Source organism: Dictyobacter sp. Z7_2, from assembly GCF_057551105.1.
The window spans coordinates 1,633,261-1,648,467 of sequence record NZ_BAAJPE010000001.1; the positions used below are offsets into that span (position 1 = coordinate 1,633,261).

Here is a 15,207-nt window from a genome sequence, read left to right on the forward strand (position 1 = left end):
ACGTGGCACGTTGCACAGCGGCTTTTGCAGTTATTATGCACATGAGTGAGGCGCTACAGGTGCCACTCTGGTGCCTGTAGCGCCTCACTCTCTACGGCCAATAAAATGGCACATTGAGGTAGAGAAACGTCCATGCTAGAATCGGAAAAAAATATCTGTTGTCGGAGAAAGGAGAGATCTATGAGGACAGTGAGACCCATTAGTGAAGCAGAGATGGTCGCCCTCTTTCTGGCCACCGAATACCCTTCTCCACGCACTCATCAGCACATCCAGCAGATCTTGCAACAAGGAGGATGGTCTCCAAGCCTCATTGAGCAGCCGAATCTTCGTGATACGCAAGAGAATGCTCAACGACGGAGCATCCTGGGAGCCTACCGGGGATATGGTCAGGACGCAGGCTACTTTGAGAGCTTGCCTCCCGATGTGCCATACCTGGACTACTTTGAGGGCTTTCCACTCGATGTGCAGTGGGAACAGGCCATGCTTTCCAAGCAAGAGTTGGAGCAGATCAAATACATTGAATACGATTACTGGATCGAATTGTCCGGCGGATCACGTCTGCCTCGTGATGCTCGCAAGAAGATCCTGGCTGGAGACGAAGTGTTTGGGGTCGGTTATCAAGGGGTTCTCCAGATGGCAAAAGCCTTCCGCTCGGGTGCTCGGTTTCCGCCCCTGATCCTGGTCGGGAAGAACCGAGAGAGTCCGCTCGTGGTGCTTGAGGGACATATGCGATTGACGGCGATGTTGCTCGCCTCCGAGTATCTTCCCGTTGAACTTGAGGTCATGGTCGGATTTTCTGAGCAAATCGAGCGTTGGGGCTGTTATTGAAGCATCTCTGGTCTTGCGTGTTGAGGGGGGATTTGGTTTAAGTCTTCATGCACCGGAGCTTTTGCCTGATACAGAGTAAGTCATGTATAATCTAGCAAGAATGCTTTTCTCATTTAGCAAATGTCCGTACAGCGAAAGAGGAGAATATACATGACGAATCATATGGATAAACAGTTCCTCCTGAACGAGCAGTACAAGGATGCCTCCAACTTCAATACGCGCATGGAGCTTCTACAAAGTCTTGCCACGCGACAGATCGATTGGTATCGCTGGATGTTCGACCAATTCATTCATACGCCACAGTCCCGTGTCCTCGAATTAGGCAGCGGAGACGGTAAAATCTGGCACAAAAATCACGACCGTATCTATGATGATTGGCAGATTACGATCTCAGACTTTTCTCCGGGGATGCTCCAGGCAGCACAGCATAATCTACGCGACATCAACCCTCCCTTCGCATTCCAAAGTATCGACGCGCAGTCGATTCCTCTGGCCGACGCCTCTCAAGATATAGTGATTGCCAATAATATGCTCTACCACGTCCCCGATCTCTCACTTGCGCTCTCGGAGATACATCGCGTACTAAAGCCAGATGGATACTTCTATGCATCCACAATCGGCGGGACATCTGTCTCTGGCCTGGCAACGCTGTTACAAATGATCAGTCGTTCTATTACTACCAACGATACAAGACAGATGGAATTTAGCATTGAGACAGGTCAGGAACAGCTCTCGCGCTGGTTCTCCAGCGTAGAAGTGAAACACCTCCATGATACAGTTATCTTCACCCATGCAGATCAAATCATCGCCTTGATACGCTCTCTGCTGGCCGAAGCAGATATCGATGAAGAAAAGGCTGAAAAAGTCTATTCTCAACTGGAAACTCAACTTGCCCAGGGAAATATCCCTCCTCTCCAGATAGAATTTGGCGTCTTCATCGCCACTGGCAAAAAATAGAGCAGGGAGAGATGGGCAATCTTATGAAACCGCTGCCGCACAACGATTGGTCCTGTGCGGCAACAGTGACGAGGCAAGCAAGGTATTTAAGCGAGCTCGGGCAGATCCAGGGCGGCAACCACGATCGCGGTGATATCGTCAGGTTTCGCCCGCAGCGCTTCTGGCTTCTCCTGGCGCGAGGCGCGCACGGCCGACTCGACCAGGAGCCGGGCAACAGTTGTGCGAGGACCATCCTTCAGAATGGCCTCAATCTGCGCATCGGTCAGGTTGTCATGAACGCCGTCGGTACAGATCAGTATTCGATCGCCTGGCAGAATGGTGGTCTGATCAAGGTGAACCATCAAGGGATACGAGTCGCCGAGCGCTTGCGTGATCCCATTGCGTTTACGAAAGAAAGCCAGTTCGAGCTCCGATAAGTCAGAGACATGCTTAGCTTGATCAATCCGCGTAGCGTCAGCCTCGGTTAGAATGTGATCCTCGACAAGTTGCATCAGAAAGCTGTCATCCTGCGTCAGACAGGTCAACGGCTGGCCTTTGCGAAGCAGATAGACACGGCTATCTCCCACCCAGAGATAGAGCATGGTAAATTCTCGTGCCTGAGGCTGTCGAGAGAAGACGGCAAGCGCCACCGTGGTAGCTTGATCCTCGGTCCCCATGCGACTTTCTGGCTCGGGTAGAAGTTGCTGCTCGCCGGCAGCGCGGATACTGGTATGGGCCTCGTCGACCAGCGATAAGAGCAGAGGTCGCAGGTCATATTGATCACCCTGTTCAAAAATGTGAGAAACGTTGCGTCCTGGCTGCATCGAGCGAAAGGCACGTTTCCATCCTCTCCGAACGACCTGCGCCGCGATCTGAGAGGCAACTTCACCGGCTTTACTGCCTCCCACACCGTCAAAGACGGCGACCAGACTTTGCTGTCGATCGATGACCAGGCTATCTTCATTGCGCTCTGGATGCCTATCGCTGGCGACACTCCACTTCATAAACGCCAGCGGATACGCTAACGAGCGCTCAAGTGATGCGAGTTGTTTATATTCACGAGCTTCCACCTATTTTTTCCCTCCAACCAAACCATATTGCCTATAAAAAAAGATTGGCATGTTAATACATATCTCCTCATTGGAGCACAAACTATTATGAACATATCTATCCCAATGACAGATTATGCCTGAAATGTACACATAATGCAACAAACAGAGAAAGAAAGCCTCTCTTCTTTTATCTGCTCCGGATCATTATGGCAGGTCACGCTCGGATAAAATTCGACGCACCTTCATCAGCGTCACACCTAACATATTACGACCGGTACCGTCGGTGCCACAACCCCAATAATAATCATCGGTCGTATCCTCGATCAGATGCTCATCCCCGGTACCCAGCAGGATAGCACGAATATCATCATGCGTCTCAAACTTGCACAACACAGCTTTCAGCATAATATCATCTTTCACCTGATCCCAATCCGCTCGCAGAGGTAAAGTGCGCTTGCGTCCAAAGCGTGCAGCCTCGTTTGGCGTGCTCAGCAGGCGAATACGCTCGACATAGACAGTTCCAGCAAATTTCTGCGCCTGAAAATAATGCTCACTGGTCGGCCACAATGCTCCATCAAGATGAAAACCGTGAGCGGAAAAGTTAGAAAAACATCCATATGGCTGCTCATGTATTTTGTAAAAAAGGATCGACATCGCTACTTTCAACCTTTCATTCATCACTAATTATTAATAAGACGTAAGTTTCATAATATATTCCATATAGCTTTTATCGCTCTACAAATAGCAACACCAGTAATCGCCAGTTCTCGTCTAAACGCACGATGAGAGACAGTTCCCAATACGATTTTTGCGCTTTTCTCTGCTAGAATGCTACAATTAGTGTGACGAATGCTGTTATATAATTTCATTTGCTACCAGTATCTTCTTCCCGGTACCTACCAAAGGCGGTAAAGGTACTATTCACTGAGTGAGGCAATATGATTGATCTCCCTACCATCAGCCACGCCTGGAATCTTTCTCCCATCCTCTCAACCTCGACACCGGATACAGGTACGATCCACAAGACGCTCTTACTCAAAACGAGCACCGGAGATTATGCACTGCGAGCTTATCGGTATCAGCCTGAAAAAAAATGGCGCATCGACAATGAACATGCCATCATCACATATGTACGAGAGCGCGGGCTTCCAAGCTTAGTTCCTCTACAGACATCTCAGGGACAGACTATCCTTGAGCACGAGGGGCGTTTCTATGCACTCTTCCCTTTCGCTCCTGGCTACCAGATAAAACGTGGATATCTACCTCAGAGCGAGGTAAGCGCGATGGGGATTTTCCTGGCACAACTTCATCAAGCGCTTCACAACTATCCACATGAACGTGTTCAGCCGCACGTGTTCACGGTTGACCGCGCCGAAACGCTGGCCAAAATGGATACTATTGAAGCGACAATTCTGGCACTTACTCCACTCACAGACGAGGATCAACAAAGCTTATCTCTCTTGCAAGAGCGTCGCGCCTGGTTTGAGACGTTACAACCAGTCGATCCCCGGGACTTCTGGCGTCTCGAACAGCAAGTCACGCACGGTGATTATCAGGAAGCAAATCTCTTCTTCAAGGACGACAAAGTAAGTGCGGTCATCGATTGGGATCAGGCCTATGTCGCACCACGTGCCTGGGAAATTTTACGTACCATGCATTATGCATTAAAGCTTAATGAGATAGCGTGCATTACCTTTCTACGTGCTTATCGGCAAGTATTACCACTCCCAGCCGCAGATCTGCACGTGGCAGCAATATTTTATAGCTGGATACTCGCATTCAACGTATGGAGTTATGAGGAAGTCTATTTAAAGCATAACCAGCGTGTCAGATCATTTTTACCTTCGAAGCCGTTTATTCCCTTTATAGAGCGCTGGCTGGATTTACAAAAAGCTTTGAATAGAGACTGAGCAAAGCTGAAAAATCAGGAGCAGATCACACTATGAACATTGCACAAACGTCACGTCCGATCGCTATCGTCACGGGAGCAAGCCGGGAGAGAGGCATTGGAGCCGCCATATGTCGAGAGTTATCCAGGCTTCCCATGGATATCTTTTTCACTTTCTGGGAGGCACATGACCGAGAGGTCAATGGAGCGGAAGCCTATAGTTATCGCGATCTACAGGCAAGCGTGCGTGCGACCGGTGTGCGCTGCGAATGCATGGAGGCTGATCAGAGTCTGGCTGAATCAGCGCAGACCATTATGGATGAAGTGGAAGCTCATCTGGGAGCTCCGAGTGTCCTCATCAACAATGCCGCGCACGACGATACCGATGCTCCATTCAATCAAATCACTGCCTCCATATTGGATACCTACTACGCGGTGAATATGCGTGGGACCATGCTACTCAGTATAGAATTCGCTCGTCGCTTCAGTCGCCCCACAGGCGGTCGCATTATTAATCTGACCTCTGGACAGGGTGTCGGCGCCATGCCAGGAAAAATACCCTACATTGCCACCAAAGGAGCAATCGAAGCCTTCACGATTACCCTGGCCGCCGAAGTGGCAGCCCGGGGCATCACCGTCAACGCCGTTGATCCAGGACCGACCGATACCGGCTGGATTAGTGCTAATCCAGCGCTCAAACAGACAATACTCGATCGCGCCCCCTTCGGACGACTGGGGCAGCCCGAGGATGCTGCTCGCTTGATCGCCTTTTTAGCCAGCGATGCCGGGGAGTGGATCACCGGTCAGGTCATCCACTCGCGTGGGGGATTTTAAGTATCTGGCCGCCTGCGGGCTTATCAGACAGAGACAGCAATAGCCTCTTCTCGTAGCCGTTGCACGTCGCGCATCGGAGGAATGCCAAAGAGACTTTTGTACTCTCGGCTAAAATGGGAGGCGTCCTGATAGCCCACGCGGAAGGCAGCACTCGCCGCATCGAGATCTTCGCCCAGCATCAGACGGCGAGCCTCCTGGAGCCGGAGCTGCTTCTGAAATTGCAAGGGGCTCAGCGCAGTGACTGCTTTGAAGTGATGATGGAAGCCAGATACGCTCATACCCAGATCTCGCGCAATATCCTCGATGCGCAACGGCTGGTCGAAGTCCTGACGGAGTCGCTCGACCGCTCTGGCAATATCGGAGGTGTAGCCTCCCAGGATCGCCAGATGGCGGAGCCGAGCACCTTGCGATCCCATCAGAAGCCGGTAGATAATTTCCCGCGTGATCAACGGCAGGAGAACTGGCGCTTCAGCCGGAGAATCCAGCAACCGGACGAGCCGCACCACAGCATCCAGCAGGCTCACATCCAGCGGACTGACATCGATAGCTCTCACATCAGCATGACCTGGAGGCAAGAGATGATCCGCTTCAGCCATAACCATGCCAACAAGGATAGGTGAAAGTGCCAGACGAAAGCTGAGGTATGGTCGCTCCTTCGAAGCTTCCAGAACCTGACTGACACGGGGCATCTCGACAGTGGCAAGCAGGTAGCGTGAAGGGTCATAGCGATAGCGGCTATCGCCCAAAAGGACCTCCTTGCTACCCTGGGCAATCACACACAAGGACGGCTCGACCACGCTATGAACCGGCTCCAAAGGCACAGAGGAACGGTACAGGTGCAGTCCTTTGAGCGGCTGCTCAGGACCATCTTTGCGAACAACCTGCGAGATCCGCTCAACGAGTTCTGCACGATTGGCTTGCATGCGTTGGACCTCGCGTTCTGCTTGTGGATGGGTCATCTCCATAATCAAACCTCTTCTCTTATTCCTCTAGCGCCTATGGAAGATTTGCAGAATCGAACAAACATTCTCGACAATTATTCTATCACCAGATGTTTCAACGTGTCTATAATGATACCAGACAGAGAACATGCCTCTCTGCATTTGTAGACACAATGGAGATTTAAAAATGGATATCAAAAGGAGCGGCTCACGGCCTTCCGGTAAAGGACCAGGCGAGTATTTTACCAATGCTGTACGTATTGATCCTCTGTTCGAGGCACCTGAGCCTGCACGAGTGGTTGGTGCCAGTGTCACCTTCGAGCCCGGCGCTCGAACCGCATGGCACAGCCATCCACTGGGCCAGACCTTGATCGTGACAGCTGGCTGTGGTCACGTACAGCGCTGGGAAGGTCCAATCGAAGAGATTCGACCAGGAGACGTGATCTGGTTCTCACCCGGCGAGAAACATTGGCACGGCGCCACACCAACCACAGGGATGACGCACATCGCGATTCAGGAACAGCTCAACGGCAAGACCGCCGACTGGATGGAAAAGGTTAGCGATGAACAATATCAGGGCCAGTTGTAGATAATACAATCTCCCATGACTTCGAAAGAGAACTTGCAGCTTTATAAGTAAGAACAGCGGAGAAAAAACAATCTTGACATCTCTCCTGTTCTTGCTTATACTCGTTGAGTAAGTGTTTTGGCCCGAGAATTTGTCCGTACAACTGAAACTTACTACTCCCTGTATATTGAGTCATCGTATACACACGTTCTCCAACAGACTATTTCCTGAGTCAAGCTAAAATCTACGACGCTCCTCATGTGTACAAAAAATGTTGTCAACGCTGACAACGCTGATCGATCCCATTTCGATCATAACTGAAAGGTGTGAGACATGGCTGTTTCCAAGCAAAAGACACAAGTGGCACCAGAAGTAAGTCGTTTTATTGCTCAACCACGCAAGATGCTTATCGATGGCGCATGGATGAATGCAGCTTCAGGAAAGACCTTCCCCGTCTACGATCCCGCGACCGGAGAGGTGCTGGCACATGTCGCCGAGGGCGATAAAGAAGACATCAATCGTGCCGTTCAGGCCGCTCGCCGCGCCTTTGATGATGGTCCCTGGCGCAAGATGACGGCGTCGGAGCGAGGGCAGAGGATCTGGAAGTTAGCCGATCTGATTGAACAACATAGCGAAGAGTTCGCACAATTGGAGTCTCTGGATAATGGTAAGCCGCTCTCAGTGGCTCGTGTCGCAGATATCCCCCTGGCAGTCGATATGTTCCGTTATATGGCTGGCTGGGCCTCCAAAATCGAGGGCAACACCATCCCCCTCTCAATGGGCAATCCCTATTTTGCGTATACGCTACGCGAGCCCATCGGGGTAGTGGGACAGATTATTCCCTGGAATTTCCCGCTTCTGATGGCTGCCTGGAAGCTCGCACCGGCTCTGGCCGCTGGCTGCACCATCGTGCTCAAGCCCGCCGAGCAGACACCGCTCTCCGCTCTCCGTCTGGGAGATCTGATCCAGGAGGCAGGCTTCCCAGCAGGCGTCATCAATATCGTTCCGGGCTATGGCGAGACGGCTGGAGCCGCTCTGGCCGCTCACGATGATGTGGATAAGATCGCCTTTACGGGCTCGAATGAAGTTGGCAAGCTGATCGTTCATGCCGCGACTGGCAACCTTAAAAAAGTCTCATTGGAGCTGGGTGGAAAGTCACCCAACATCGTTTTGAAGGATATGGATCTGGAGACGGCAATTGCGGGAGCTTCCAACGCCATCTTCTTCAATCATGGACAATGTTGCAGCGCGGGTTCACGTCTCTACATCGAAAAAGGCGTCTTCGATAAGGTTGTCGAAGGAGTCGCAGAACAAGCAAGCAAGATCCAACTGGGCTCCGGTTTCGATCCAGCAACACAGATGGGTCCACTCGTTTCTGATGAGCAGCTCCGACGCGTCACTGGCTATCTCCAATCGGGCGTTTCTGAGGGCGCAAGACCTCTCAGCGGAGGCCATCGCCACGGCAAGCAGGGATACTTTGTGGAGCCAACCGTGCTGGTCGATACCAAGCATTCGATGCAGGTTGTGCAAGAAGAGATCTTTGGTCCAGTCGTGGTGGCTCAGCCATTCAACGATCTTGACGATCTTCTCGCTGTCGCCAACGGTACCAACTATGGACTCGCTGCTGGCATCTGGACACATGATATTACAAAAGCCCATCGCATAGCGGCTCAGCTACGTGCGGGTACCGTCTGGATCAATTGCTACAACGTCTTTGATGCAGCTCTACCTTTCGGCGGCTATAAGCAGAGCGGCTGGAACAGGGAGATGGGACATGAGGTACTGGAAAACTATACGGAAGTTAAGTCGGTCTGCATTGGCCTGTAATGTCAACTGACAGCTCACGCTGCAATCATGCATGGTTGGTTATCGCGCAATAACCAGCCATGCAACATTTTAAATGTATTTAAGCTCGGCTATAGCAGATTGATATGGTATACTAGAGGAAATAAGTTTATCCCGGAAGATTGTATCCAGGAGCTTTTTTCCCTATGATTCGTGGTCCCGCTTAACTTTCTCACCTCTTAATAGTCAGGTTCGCCAGATCCACTGAACCTGCACCACAGAAGCCAGCTACTGCTGGTCCACTTCGTCGTGCCCGTGCTCCACCAGACTCTCTGAACATTTCTGCTGTATTCATGGTTTGTAGAGTTTCAGAGAGGATTTCATTGTTATGTCTCTGCGCCTTTTTTCTCGACCTCGTACGCGTACCAGCATGTGGTCACGCCCGATATTATTGTCCATGGGCCTGCTGGACGAATTGATCACCGGCATCCCGGTCGTGGCCCTTCCCTTACTGCGCGATCGCCTGCATCTGGACTATGTTCAGATTGGATTACTGTTTACAGCCGCAGCACTCTCCGGAATGCTAATTGAGCCCTTCATCAATCTCTTGAGCGATCGAGGCTCCAAGCGTCCCTGGATTCTTGGGGGTCTGGTGCTGTTGGCCGTCTCTTACGCACTGATCGGAAGCACTACCAGCTACGCTCTCCTACTCCTAGCTTTCGTCGTAAGCTTTCCCGCTGGCGGAGCAGCTATTGAGCTGGCACAAGCGGTCTTGATCGATGCGGCTCCCAACGATGGCTCGCTCACCATGACACGCTGGACTCTTTTAAGCAGTATCGGCGATTTTCTGGCACCGCTGGTTGTAGCTGCCTTCGTGGCCTGCCATCTGGGCTGGACAGAACTCTGTTGGCTGGCCGCCATACTCTGGCTCAGCGCCGCGCTGGCATTAGTCGCGCTGCGTTTCCCAGCTCGCTCCACGGCCTCCACCAGTGAGGAGGAAGACGAAAAGACCACTATTCGTGCAAGCCTGCGTGAAGCACTACGTGATCCAGTGTTGCTACGCTGGTCGCTACTCACCATCATCCCATCGATGCTCGACGAAGTCTTTCTGAGCTTTGTCGTCCTCTATCTGGGAGACGTTCTCCATGTGAGTGAGGCCATGATCGCACTCATCGTCACTCTGCAAATGCTGGCCTCCATGGCTGGACTCTTTGTGCTCGAGTATCTGCTCAAACGTGGACAACATTCATCCGTGCTCCTGCTCGGCGTTACTTCCCTGATCACATTAGTCGGCGTGCTCCTTCTGCTATTCACACACTCTCTCTGGCTGATAATCGTAGCATTACTGCTGATCTGTCTGAGCTGCGCAAGTTGGTATCCATTAGCTAAAGCCCAGGCATATGCCAGAAAACCAGACAGTTCGGGTGTGGTACGCATCGTCATTGGGCTGGGAGAACCCGTCATCATGGCATTACCCGGCGCCATCGGATTCATCAGCGCCAGCTTCGGAGTTCTTAGCGGCCTCGGCGTACTCGGGCTCGCCCCCGTACTCATGCTGCTGCTGCTACCACGCCGCAAAGCAGAGTAATCTTGCACCTTTAACGCAATTAAAACACTAAAAGGGTAAGTTTATCCAGGCCATACTTCCAATAGTATAGATTCGTCTCAATCATCGGCTGACCGGGGTGGTATTGTTCCTATGCGATCATGGACCAGACTGGCTGGGTCAGTCCGATATATCTCAAGACGTCGTCGAGATGGTCCAGTTCGTACTGGGAGAAAGGTCGCACGCTGGTATAACTCTCATAGAGTGCGCGGTAGAGGTCAGGATCAAAAATTGCCCAGTAGTCCGAGCCCGCTGCTTGATCGACAAAACAGAAGCCTTGCACCGTCTGGACGAAATCCAACAGTGCCGCGCCGACCCCGATCTCCTGCCAATCGACGAAGACGACCAGTCGCTCGTCTTCAAAGAGGCAGTTAAGCGTCGCCAGGTCACCGTGAATGATGGCCTGAGGAAAGGTCGCAGGCTTGAAATGTCTGCATACACTCCCGCCAGCACGTGGATGGAGTCACTTCAAGCGCCCGAAAGAGTGTCCGATGATCGTAGATGACGACAAGACAAACGAACATGTAGAGAAGCTTCCAACTTGTGTAAATCAGCCAGCGCGTCAAGGCTGAATAGCGAGCAAATTCCTGGCTCAGATAAGCACAATGAAAGGCTACGTGACTGTATTCATCATGGATAATCTGTGCAAAGACGCTGCGCAAGACTGTATCAGTCGTCCCATCATAGAGCAATTTGTAGTAGACCTGGGCGAATATCTCAGCGACCAGCAGGACAAGTAGTTCCAGACGCAGACCGAGCGAACGCCTCAGGATGACAAAGCATGTATCGCTCCAATGATATGCCAGTAAGCTTCCCCCCATGCCTTTAATTAATCCTGCCAGCAGGCGACTATGCTCCTGCTCCTCTTTGACAAAAAGCTCAATGGCGGCGATATATGCGGGATCATGGGTCTTGATAGAGGCATGGCGGAGATGATGACCATCTCCTTGCTCTCCCACTTGAAAGCGCTGGAGCGAGCGTATCAGGGGCTTGTGCAGAGGCTGATCTGCTACGATCGCAAGTTCCCAGGGAATCGACATACGCTGTCGGGCATTCTCCTGGAAGTAATGTAACCAGTCATGTGCAACAAATACCGATCTTACTTTTTCATCAACACTCATATTTTGATATTCCTCCATAGAGAGCAGTTATAATGAATTTTGCTCTGATGGAAGAAGATTACCTTATGCAAACGTTGATGAAAATGTCTTACGTACCCGTTCTCCATGCCGCAAAGACCGTCGCCAGAGCACACTGTGACGCAGAAGATGCTCCTTGCGTGATCCTAACTAAAATCCTCTGAGGCACTTGCAGCACGTTCATCCAGATGGCGCTTTGCAAAAGCCAGATCTGAAGCACCCTCTTCGGCCTCAGCAGCAGATGTATTTAGTTCGTCCATGCTTTCTATATCGATTCCCCTGGAAGACAGGTCCGCTAATTCGCTTTCATCCAGGGAGAAAAAGGCCTCTCCAAAGTCTTCAACGCTGAGCGTGACACTATCCCCTTTGAGAAACTGAAAACACCATAGATCCGGTACAAATCCTTCGAAAGAAGGAGCTATACCATGCAGAAAAAGATCTTGTGCGGCTTTGGTGAGCGTCCCTGAGAAGATAAAGCTGTCCTTCATTCCTCCATAGGGAGTGATCGTGATCGATGGCAAATCCAAAAACTCTTTTTTTCCCTTATTTAACTCTCCTGGTGTCGTATCGTGTGGATCACCTTGAAAGATAATTGCAAAGGTATCCGACCGTTCCATGAAATAATGGAAGCAACTTTCCCATCCATTAAATTTTGAAGTATTAAATAGTGCGAATCGTTTTTTCATGCTCCTCCTCTCGCCTTGATGACGCGTTTCTTCTCTGTCGCTACTATACAAGACAAGCAGAAATAGATCAAGTTAGCCAAAGGTAAGCATCAGATGCTACTTTATGAGCATGGGAGATGAGGCTAGCCGTTCTTTGAGGGCTGTATAACGCTCGAGTTGGCTATTGGTGCATTGATTGCCGGCGCTCGTATACTGTTCGTAGATAGTCAAAGCGCGTTGGTAAAGCGCTTGAGCATTGATCACGTGACCCTGTGCGGATAAAGTTTCGGCCAGTTGATAGAGGCAATCAGCGGTGAGGAGAGCATCCAGACCCCAAAAGCGTTCGCGTATAGCGACGGCACGTCGATAGTACGCATCAGCTTCGGTCTGATTATCCTGCTTTTGATGCAGCGCTGTGTCGCCGTGCGCTACTTTAGCAATGTCGACATATTCCATAACTACATTCCTGCTCCTGAATAGTTCAAACCAGATGCAAGAGATCTCGGCTTTTACGCACAACACGACTTGCAATCCCCCACAAAACAGTACGTAAAGAATAAGTATACCTTGCTATCTCGCAGAAAGTAATTCAATATTTCACAGTTTTTTTGTGAAGTAGTTCACAAAATGGGGGATTCAAGATTATAGCTCGCTAGCTTATGGAGCGAGCAGGGGAGGATAGAATGTCGAGCATGTCAGTAGGAGGCGATCAGGCAATGTTACTGAATTGGGCAGAGGAGGCAAGGTGCACGGCGTTGTGCACATGCTGGATACTAAAGAGCTACATAAACCTTGGCTTCCCAGGGAAAGATGGGTTCACGACCAGCCCACGTGGACGAGACGGAACGATTCTGAGTGACCTCATGCCAACGCAATCCATCGGGCAGTTGCGGCCAATTCGACACGACATATTCAGAGGTTTTCTTGTTGGCGTCTGGGGTGATATAATCGCTGAAATTGGCAAGGATGACAACCATATGACGGCTTCCGATCTCGCCACGAACCCAGGCCATGACACGTTTCCCTTCAGTAAAGTCGCTATGAATAAAGGTGGTATCATTGATCCAGAGCGCCTCGTAATCGGTGCGCAGCCTGACCAGTCGGGAAACATGATCCACGATGCGGGCACGCCAGGGATCATCTCGCCGCTCAAAATTGACAGCATCGAGCTGCTTCTCTGGACCTTCTACAGGTTCATCGTGCTGGTCAGCAAACTCTTCGCCCGCCAGGATCATCGGCACGCCGACCGATGTAATCAGACAGGCAAACGCGAGCTTGATACGCTGCTCCTTCTCATAGATGCCATTGCTCTCAAGAAAGTCGTAGAGTCGCTCGTTGCCATAGCCTTCGACATCGTGGGACGTCACATAATTGATCGCCTGAGAGCCATCGCCGAAGCCAAGCAAACGGCAATCAACCATCTTCTTCACAGTATCCTCAAAGCTCGCTTCGCCCGGATGACTGTTCCCCATGATGGCGGAGCGCACATAACGCTTGAAGTATTCGTTCCAGAGGCTATCGATACGCTCCTGATGAATCAAGTTGAGAGGCATCTCAAGCTCCTCACCTGTCACCAGATAGCGAGCCCCGGCCTCTTCTGGTTTATTCCCTTGCTCCTGCCAGCGAGCCTGATAGATGCGATGGCCAAGATCTTTATAACTGGCGATGAAATCCCAGCTGGCAATGTTGACGATACTATCGATACGGATACCATCGATGCGATAGAAGCGCATCCAATGATCGAGTGCCGTGAGCATAAAAGCGCGAGCGGGCACCAGATTTTTCGTCTCACCGGTGACAGGATCATACGTCTCGACTTCATGATTGTATTTAAACAGGTCACTGCCAAAACCGTCGCGCTTGACGCCCTCGGAGTACTCTTCAGGATCGCCGGAATCCGCCCTGACAAAAAAATCGGGGAAATTAATTGAGCGATAGGGATTGCGGGCAGAAAAAGCCATCACGACATCATCGAAGAAGCGAATACCGTTCTGATGGCATCCTCGAATCAAGCGCGAGAGCTCGGTAATCGGAGCAGGCTTCTGTCCTCGACCATACACGCCCAGATCATCATCGGCGGCCAGATAATTTGTCGTCGCATATCCCCAGCCACCTTTGACATAGCTATCGGCGGGAGGAAGCAGTTCCAGCGCATTGATCCCCAGGTCGCGCAGATGGGAACGTCCCTCCTGCAAGACGGTCAGGCCAAAGAAGCTAAAGGGGATCGCTTTAGGATCGACCAGCGCCAGCACGTCGCGAAACGTCCCGCCAGCCACCATTACGCCGCCTTCTTTGCGCGTCCGTGCCCAGGCAGTCGGCAACTCATAAATTACAAGTTGTGTATTCACCGGCAGAGACGCCAGCGGAGGATCATTGCGCCAGTCGGGACGCTGTCCTTCGGGATCGCACGGCACCAGTTCGCCATCTTTATAGAGCGCGATGGTCGCCGGATAACGATCCTCTTCGCCGAACGCCGGGTCTTCTGGGCGAGGAGCAAGCAGGCGCCAATCGACGCTGAGTGCCAGTGGATCGGTACACCAGATCAACGGATGGCTCTCTTTATAAAGATTGGTATCGGTAACTTCAAACCAGTAGTGATAGACGCGATTATTTTCAAGCAGACAGTCTTTGGCTGCAATCTCCCACAGATCTTTCCCTTTTTCCGAAGGAGATAAAGTGAATGTTTGTTGCTGCGCCAACCTCGGAGGATTTCCAGGCTCAAACGTTCCGATAATGAGCCGGGGCGCTGGATTCGTTACGGCTGGACGCCATAACGCAAAATGAGTCCTCTTGTGCACGAGGAGATCCGCCACCTGCTGTAGTGGCACATCGACTGCTTGCATAAATAACTTTACCTTTCACACCACACATATTATTGATTGCGTCTCAGGAAGGATATAGATGAGAATAACATCTCAATTATAATATGGAATCAAGGCAGAAAAAGTGTCAGAGATGGCGACAA

General features: G+C 51.2%; 15 protein-coding genes and 1 pseudogene. 7 read left to right on the forward strand and 9 right to left on the reverse strand.

Annotated elements, in window-relative coordinates; translation table 11 throughout:
- Positions 1-180: 180 nt before the first annotated feature.
- Both AC27N8_RS06295 and AC27N8_RS06300 read left to right on the forward strand, forming a co-directional pair.
- A complete protein-coding gene (locus tag AC27N8_RS06295; protein WP_487065071.1) occupies positions 181-828 on the forward strand; it encodes a hypothetical protein in 648 nt (215 codons plus the stop codon).
- A gap of 150 nt (positions 829-978) precedes the next feature.
- Complete coding sequence (locus AC27N8_RS06300; protein WP_487065073.1) at positions 979-1,785, forward strand: class I SAM-dependent methyltransferase; 807 nt, start codon at positions 979-981, stop codon at positions 1,783-1,785.
- 86 nt (positions 1,786-1,871) lie between these two features.
- Here the strand turns inward: AC27N8_RS06300 and AC27N8_RS06305 are convergent, their stop codons facing one another.
- Positions 1,872-2,834, reverse strand: coding sequence for a PP2C family protein-serine/threonine phosphatase (locus tag AC27N8_RS06305; protein WP_487065075.1), 963 nt, complete (start codon positions 2,832-2,834; stop codon positions 1,872-1,874).
- A 186-nt stretch (positions 2,835-3,020) separates the two neighbouring features.
- Positions 3,021-3,470 (reverse strand): riboflavin biosynthesis intermediates N-glycosidase, encoded by a 450-nt coding sequence (gene ybiA, locus AC27N8_RS06310; RefSeq protein WP_487065077.1) that lies wholly within the window; start codon positions 3,468-3,470, stop codon positions 3,021-3,023.
- Positions 3,471-3,754: 284 nt separating this feature from the next.
- Here ybiA and AC27N8_RS06315 point away from each other — a divergent pair, with 284 nt between their 5' ends.
- Both AC27N8_RS06315 and AC27N8_RS06320 read left to right on the forward strand, forming a co-directional pair.
- Positions 3,755-4,726: a phosphotransferase enzyme family protein gene (locus AC27N8_RS06315; protein WP_487065079.1), complete on the forward strand. Its 972-nt coding sequence runs from the start codon at positions 3,755-3,757 to the stop codon at positions 4,724-4,726.
- Positions 4,727-4,758: 32 nt separating this feature from the next.
- Entirely contained in the window at positions 4,759-5,538 is a 780-nt protein-coding gene (locus tag AC27N8_RS06320) for an SDR family oxidoreductase (RefSeq protein ID WP_487065081.1), read from the forward strand.
- 23 nt (positions 5,539-5,561) lie between these two features.
- Here AC27N8_RS06320 and AC27N8_RS06325 read toward each other — a convergent pair whose 3' ends face one another.
- A complete protein-coding gene (locus AC27N8_RS06325) occupies positions 5,562-6,497 on the reverse strand; it encodes an AraC family transcriptional regulator (RefSeq protein ID WP_487067910.1) in 936 nt (311 codons plus the stop codon).
- 169 nt (positions 6,498-6,666) lie between these two features.
- Here AC27N8_RS06325 and AC27N8_RS06330 point away from each other — a divergent pair, with 169 nt between their 5' ends.
- The 3 genes from AC27N8_RS06330 to AC27N8_RS06340 all read left to right on the forward strand — a co-directional run bounded on the left by AC27N8_RS06330 (position 6,667) and on the right by AC27N8_RS06340 (position 10,420).
- A complete protein-coding gene (locus AC27N8_RS06330; protein WP_487065083.1) occupies positions 6,667-7,068 on the forward strand; it encodes a (R)-mandelonitrile lyase in 402 nt (133 codons plus the stop codon).
- A gap of 312 nt (positions 7,069-7,380) precedes the next feature.
- A complete protein-coding gene (locus AC27N8_RS06335; protein WP_487065085.1) occupies positions 7,381-8,874 on the forward strand; it encodes an aldehyde dehydrogenase family protein in 1,494 nt (497 codons plus the stop codon).
- A gap of 346 nt (positions 8,875-9,220) precedes the next feature.
- Positions 9,221-10,420, forward strand: a complete 1,200-nt coding sequence (locus AC27N8_RS06340) for an MFS transporter (protein ID WP_487065087.1) — start codon at positions 9,221-9,223, stop codon at positions 10,418-10,420.
- A 109-nt stretch (positions 10,421-10,529) separates the two neighbouring features.
- Here AC27N8_RS06340 and AC27N8_RS06345 read toward each other — a convergent pair whose 3' ends face one another.
- The 6 genes and pseudogenes from AC27N8_RS06345 to AC27N8_RS06370 form a co-directional block, all read right to left on the reverse strand.
- Entirely contained in the window at positions 10,530-10,739 is a 210-nt protein-coding gene (locus tag AC27N8_RS06345; RefSeq protein ID WP_487065089.1) for a hypothetical protein, read from the reverse strand.
- A gap of 9 nt (positions 10,740-10,748) precedes the next feature.
- Positions 10,749-10,838: pseudogene (locus tag AC27N8_RS06350) on the reverse strand (hypothetical protein); the annotation flags it as partial.
- A complete protein-coding gene (locus tag AC27N8_RS06355; protein ID WP_487065091.1) occupies positions 10,825-11,559 on the reverse strand; it encodes a ferritin-like domain-containing protein in 735 nt (244 codons plus the stop codon). The pseudogene AC27N8_RS06350 and the gene AC27N8_RS06355, both read right to left, overlap by 14 nt.
- A 164-nt stretch (positions 11,560-11,723) precedes the next feature.
- The gene (locus AC27N8_RS06360) at positions 11,724-12,263 is read right to left on the reverse strand and encodes a hypothetical protein (protein ID WP_487065093.1); all 540 of its coding nucleotides are present in this window, start codon (positions 12,261-12,263) and stop codon (positions 11,724-11,726) included.
- Between the two features lie 96 nt (positions 12,264-12,359).
- Positions 12,360-12,698: a tetratricopeptide repeat protein gene (locus AC27N8_RS06365; RefSeq protein ID WP_487065095.1), complete on the reverse strand. Its 339-nt coding sequence runs from the start codon at positions 12,696-12,698 to the stop codon at positions 12,360-12,362.
- A gap of 317 nt (positions 12,699-13,015) precedes the next feature.
- Entirely contained in the window at positions 13,016-15,085 is a 2,070-nt protein-coding gene (locus AC27N8_RS06370; protein WP_487065096.1) for an alpha-amylase family glycosyl hydrolase, read from the reverse strand.
- Positions 15,086-15,207 lie beyond the last annotated feature (122 nt).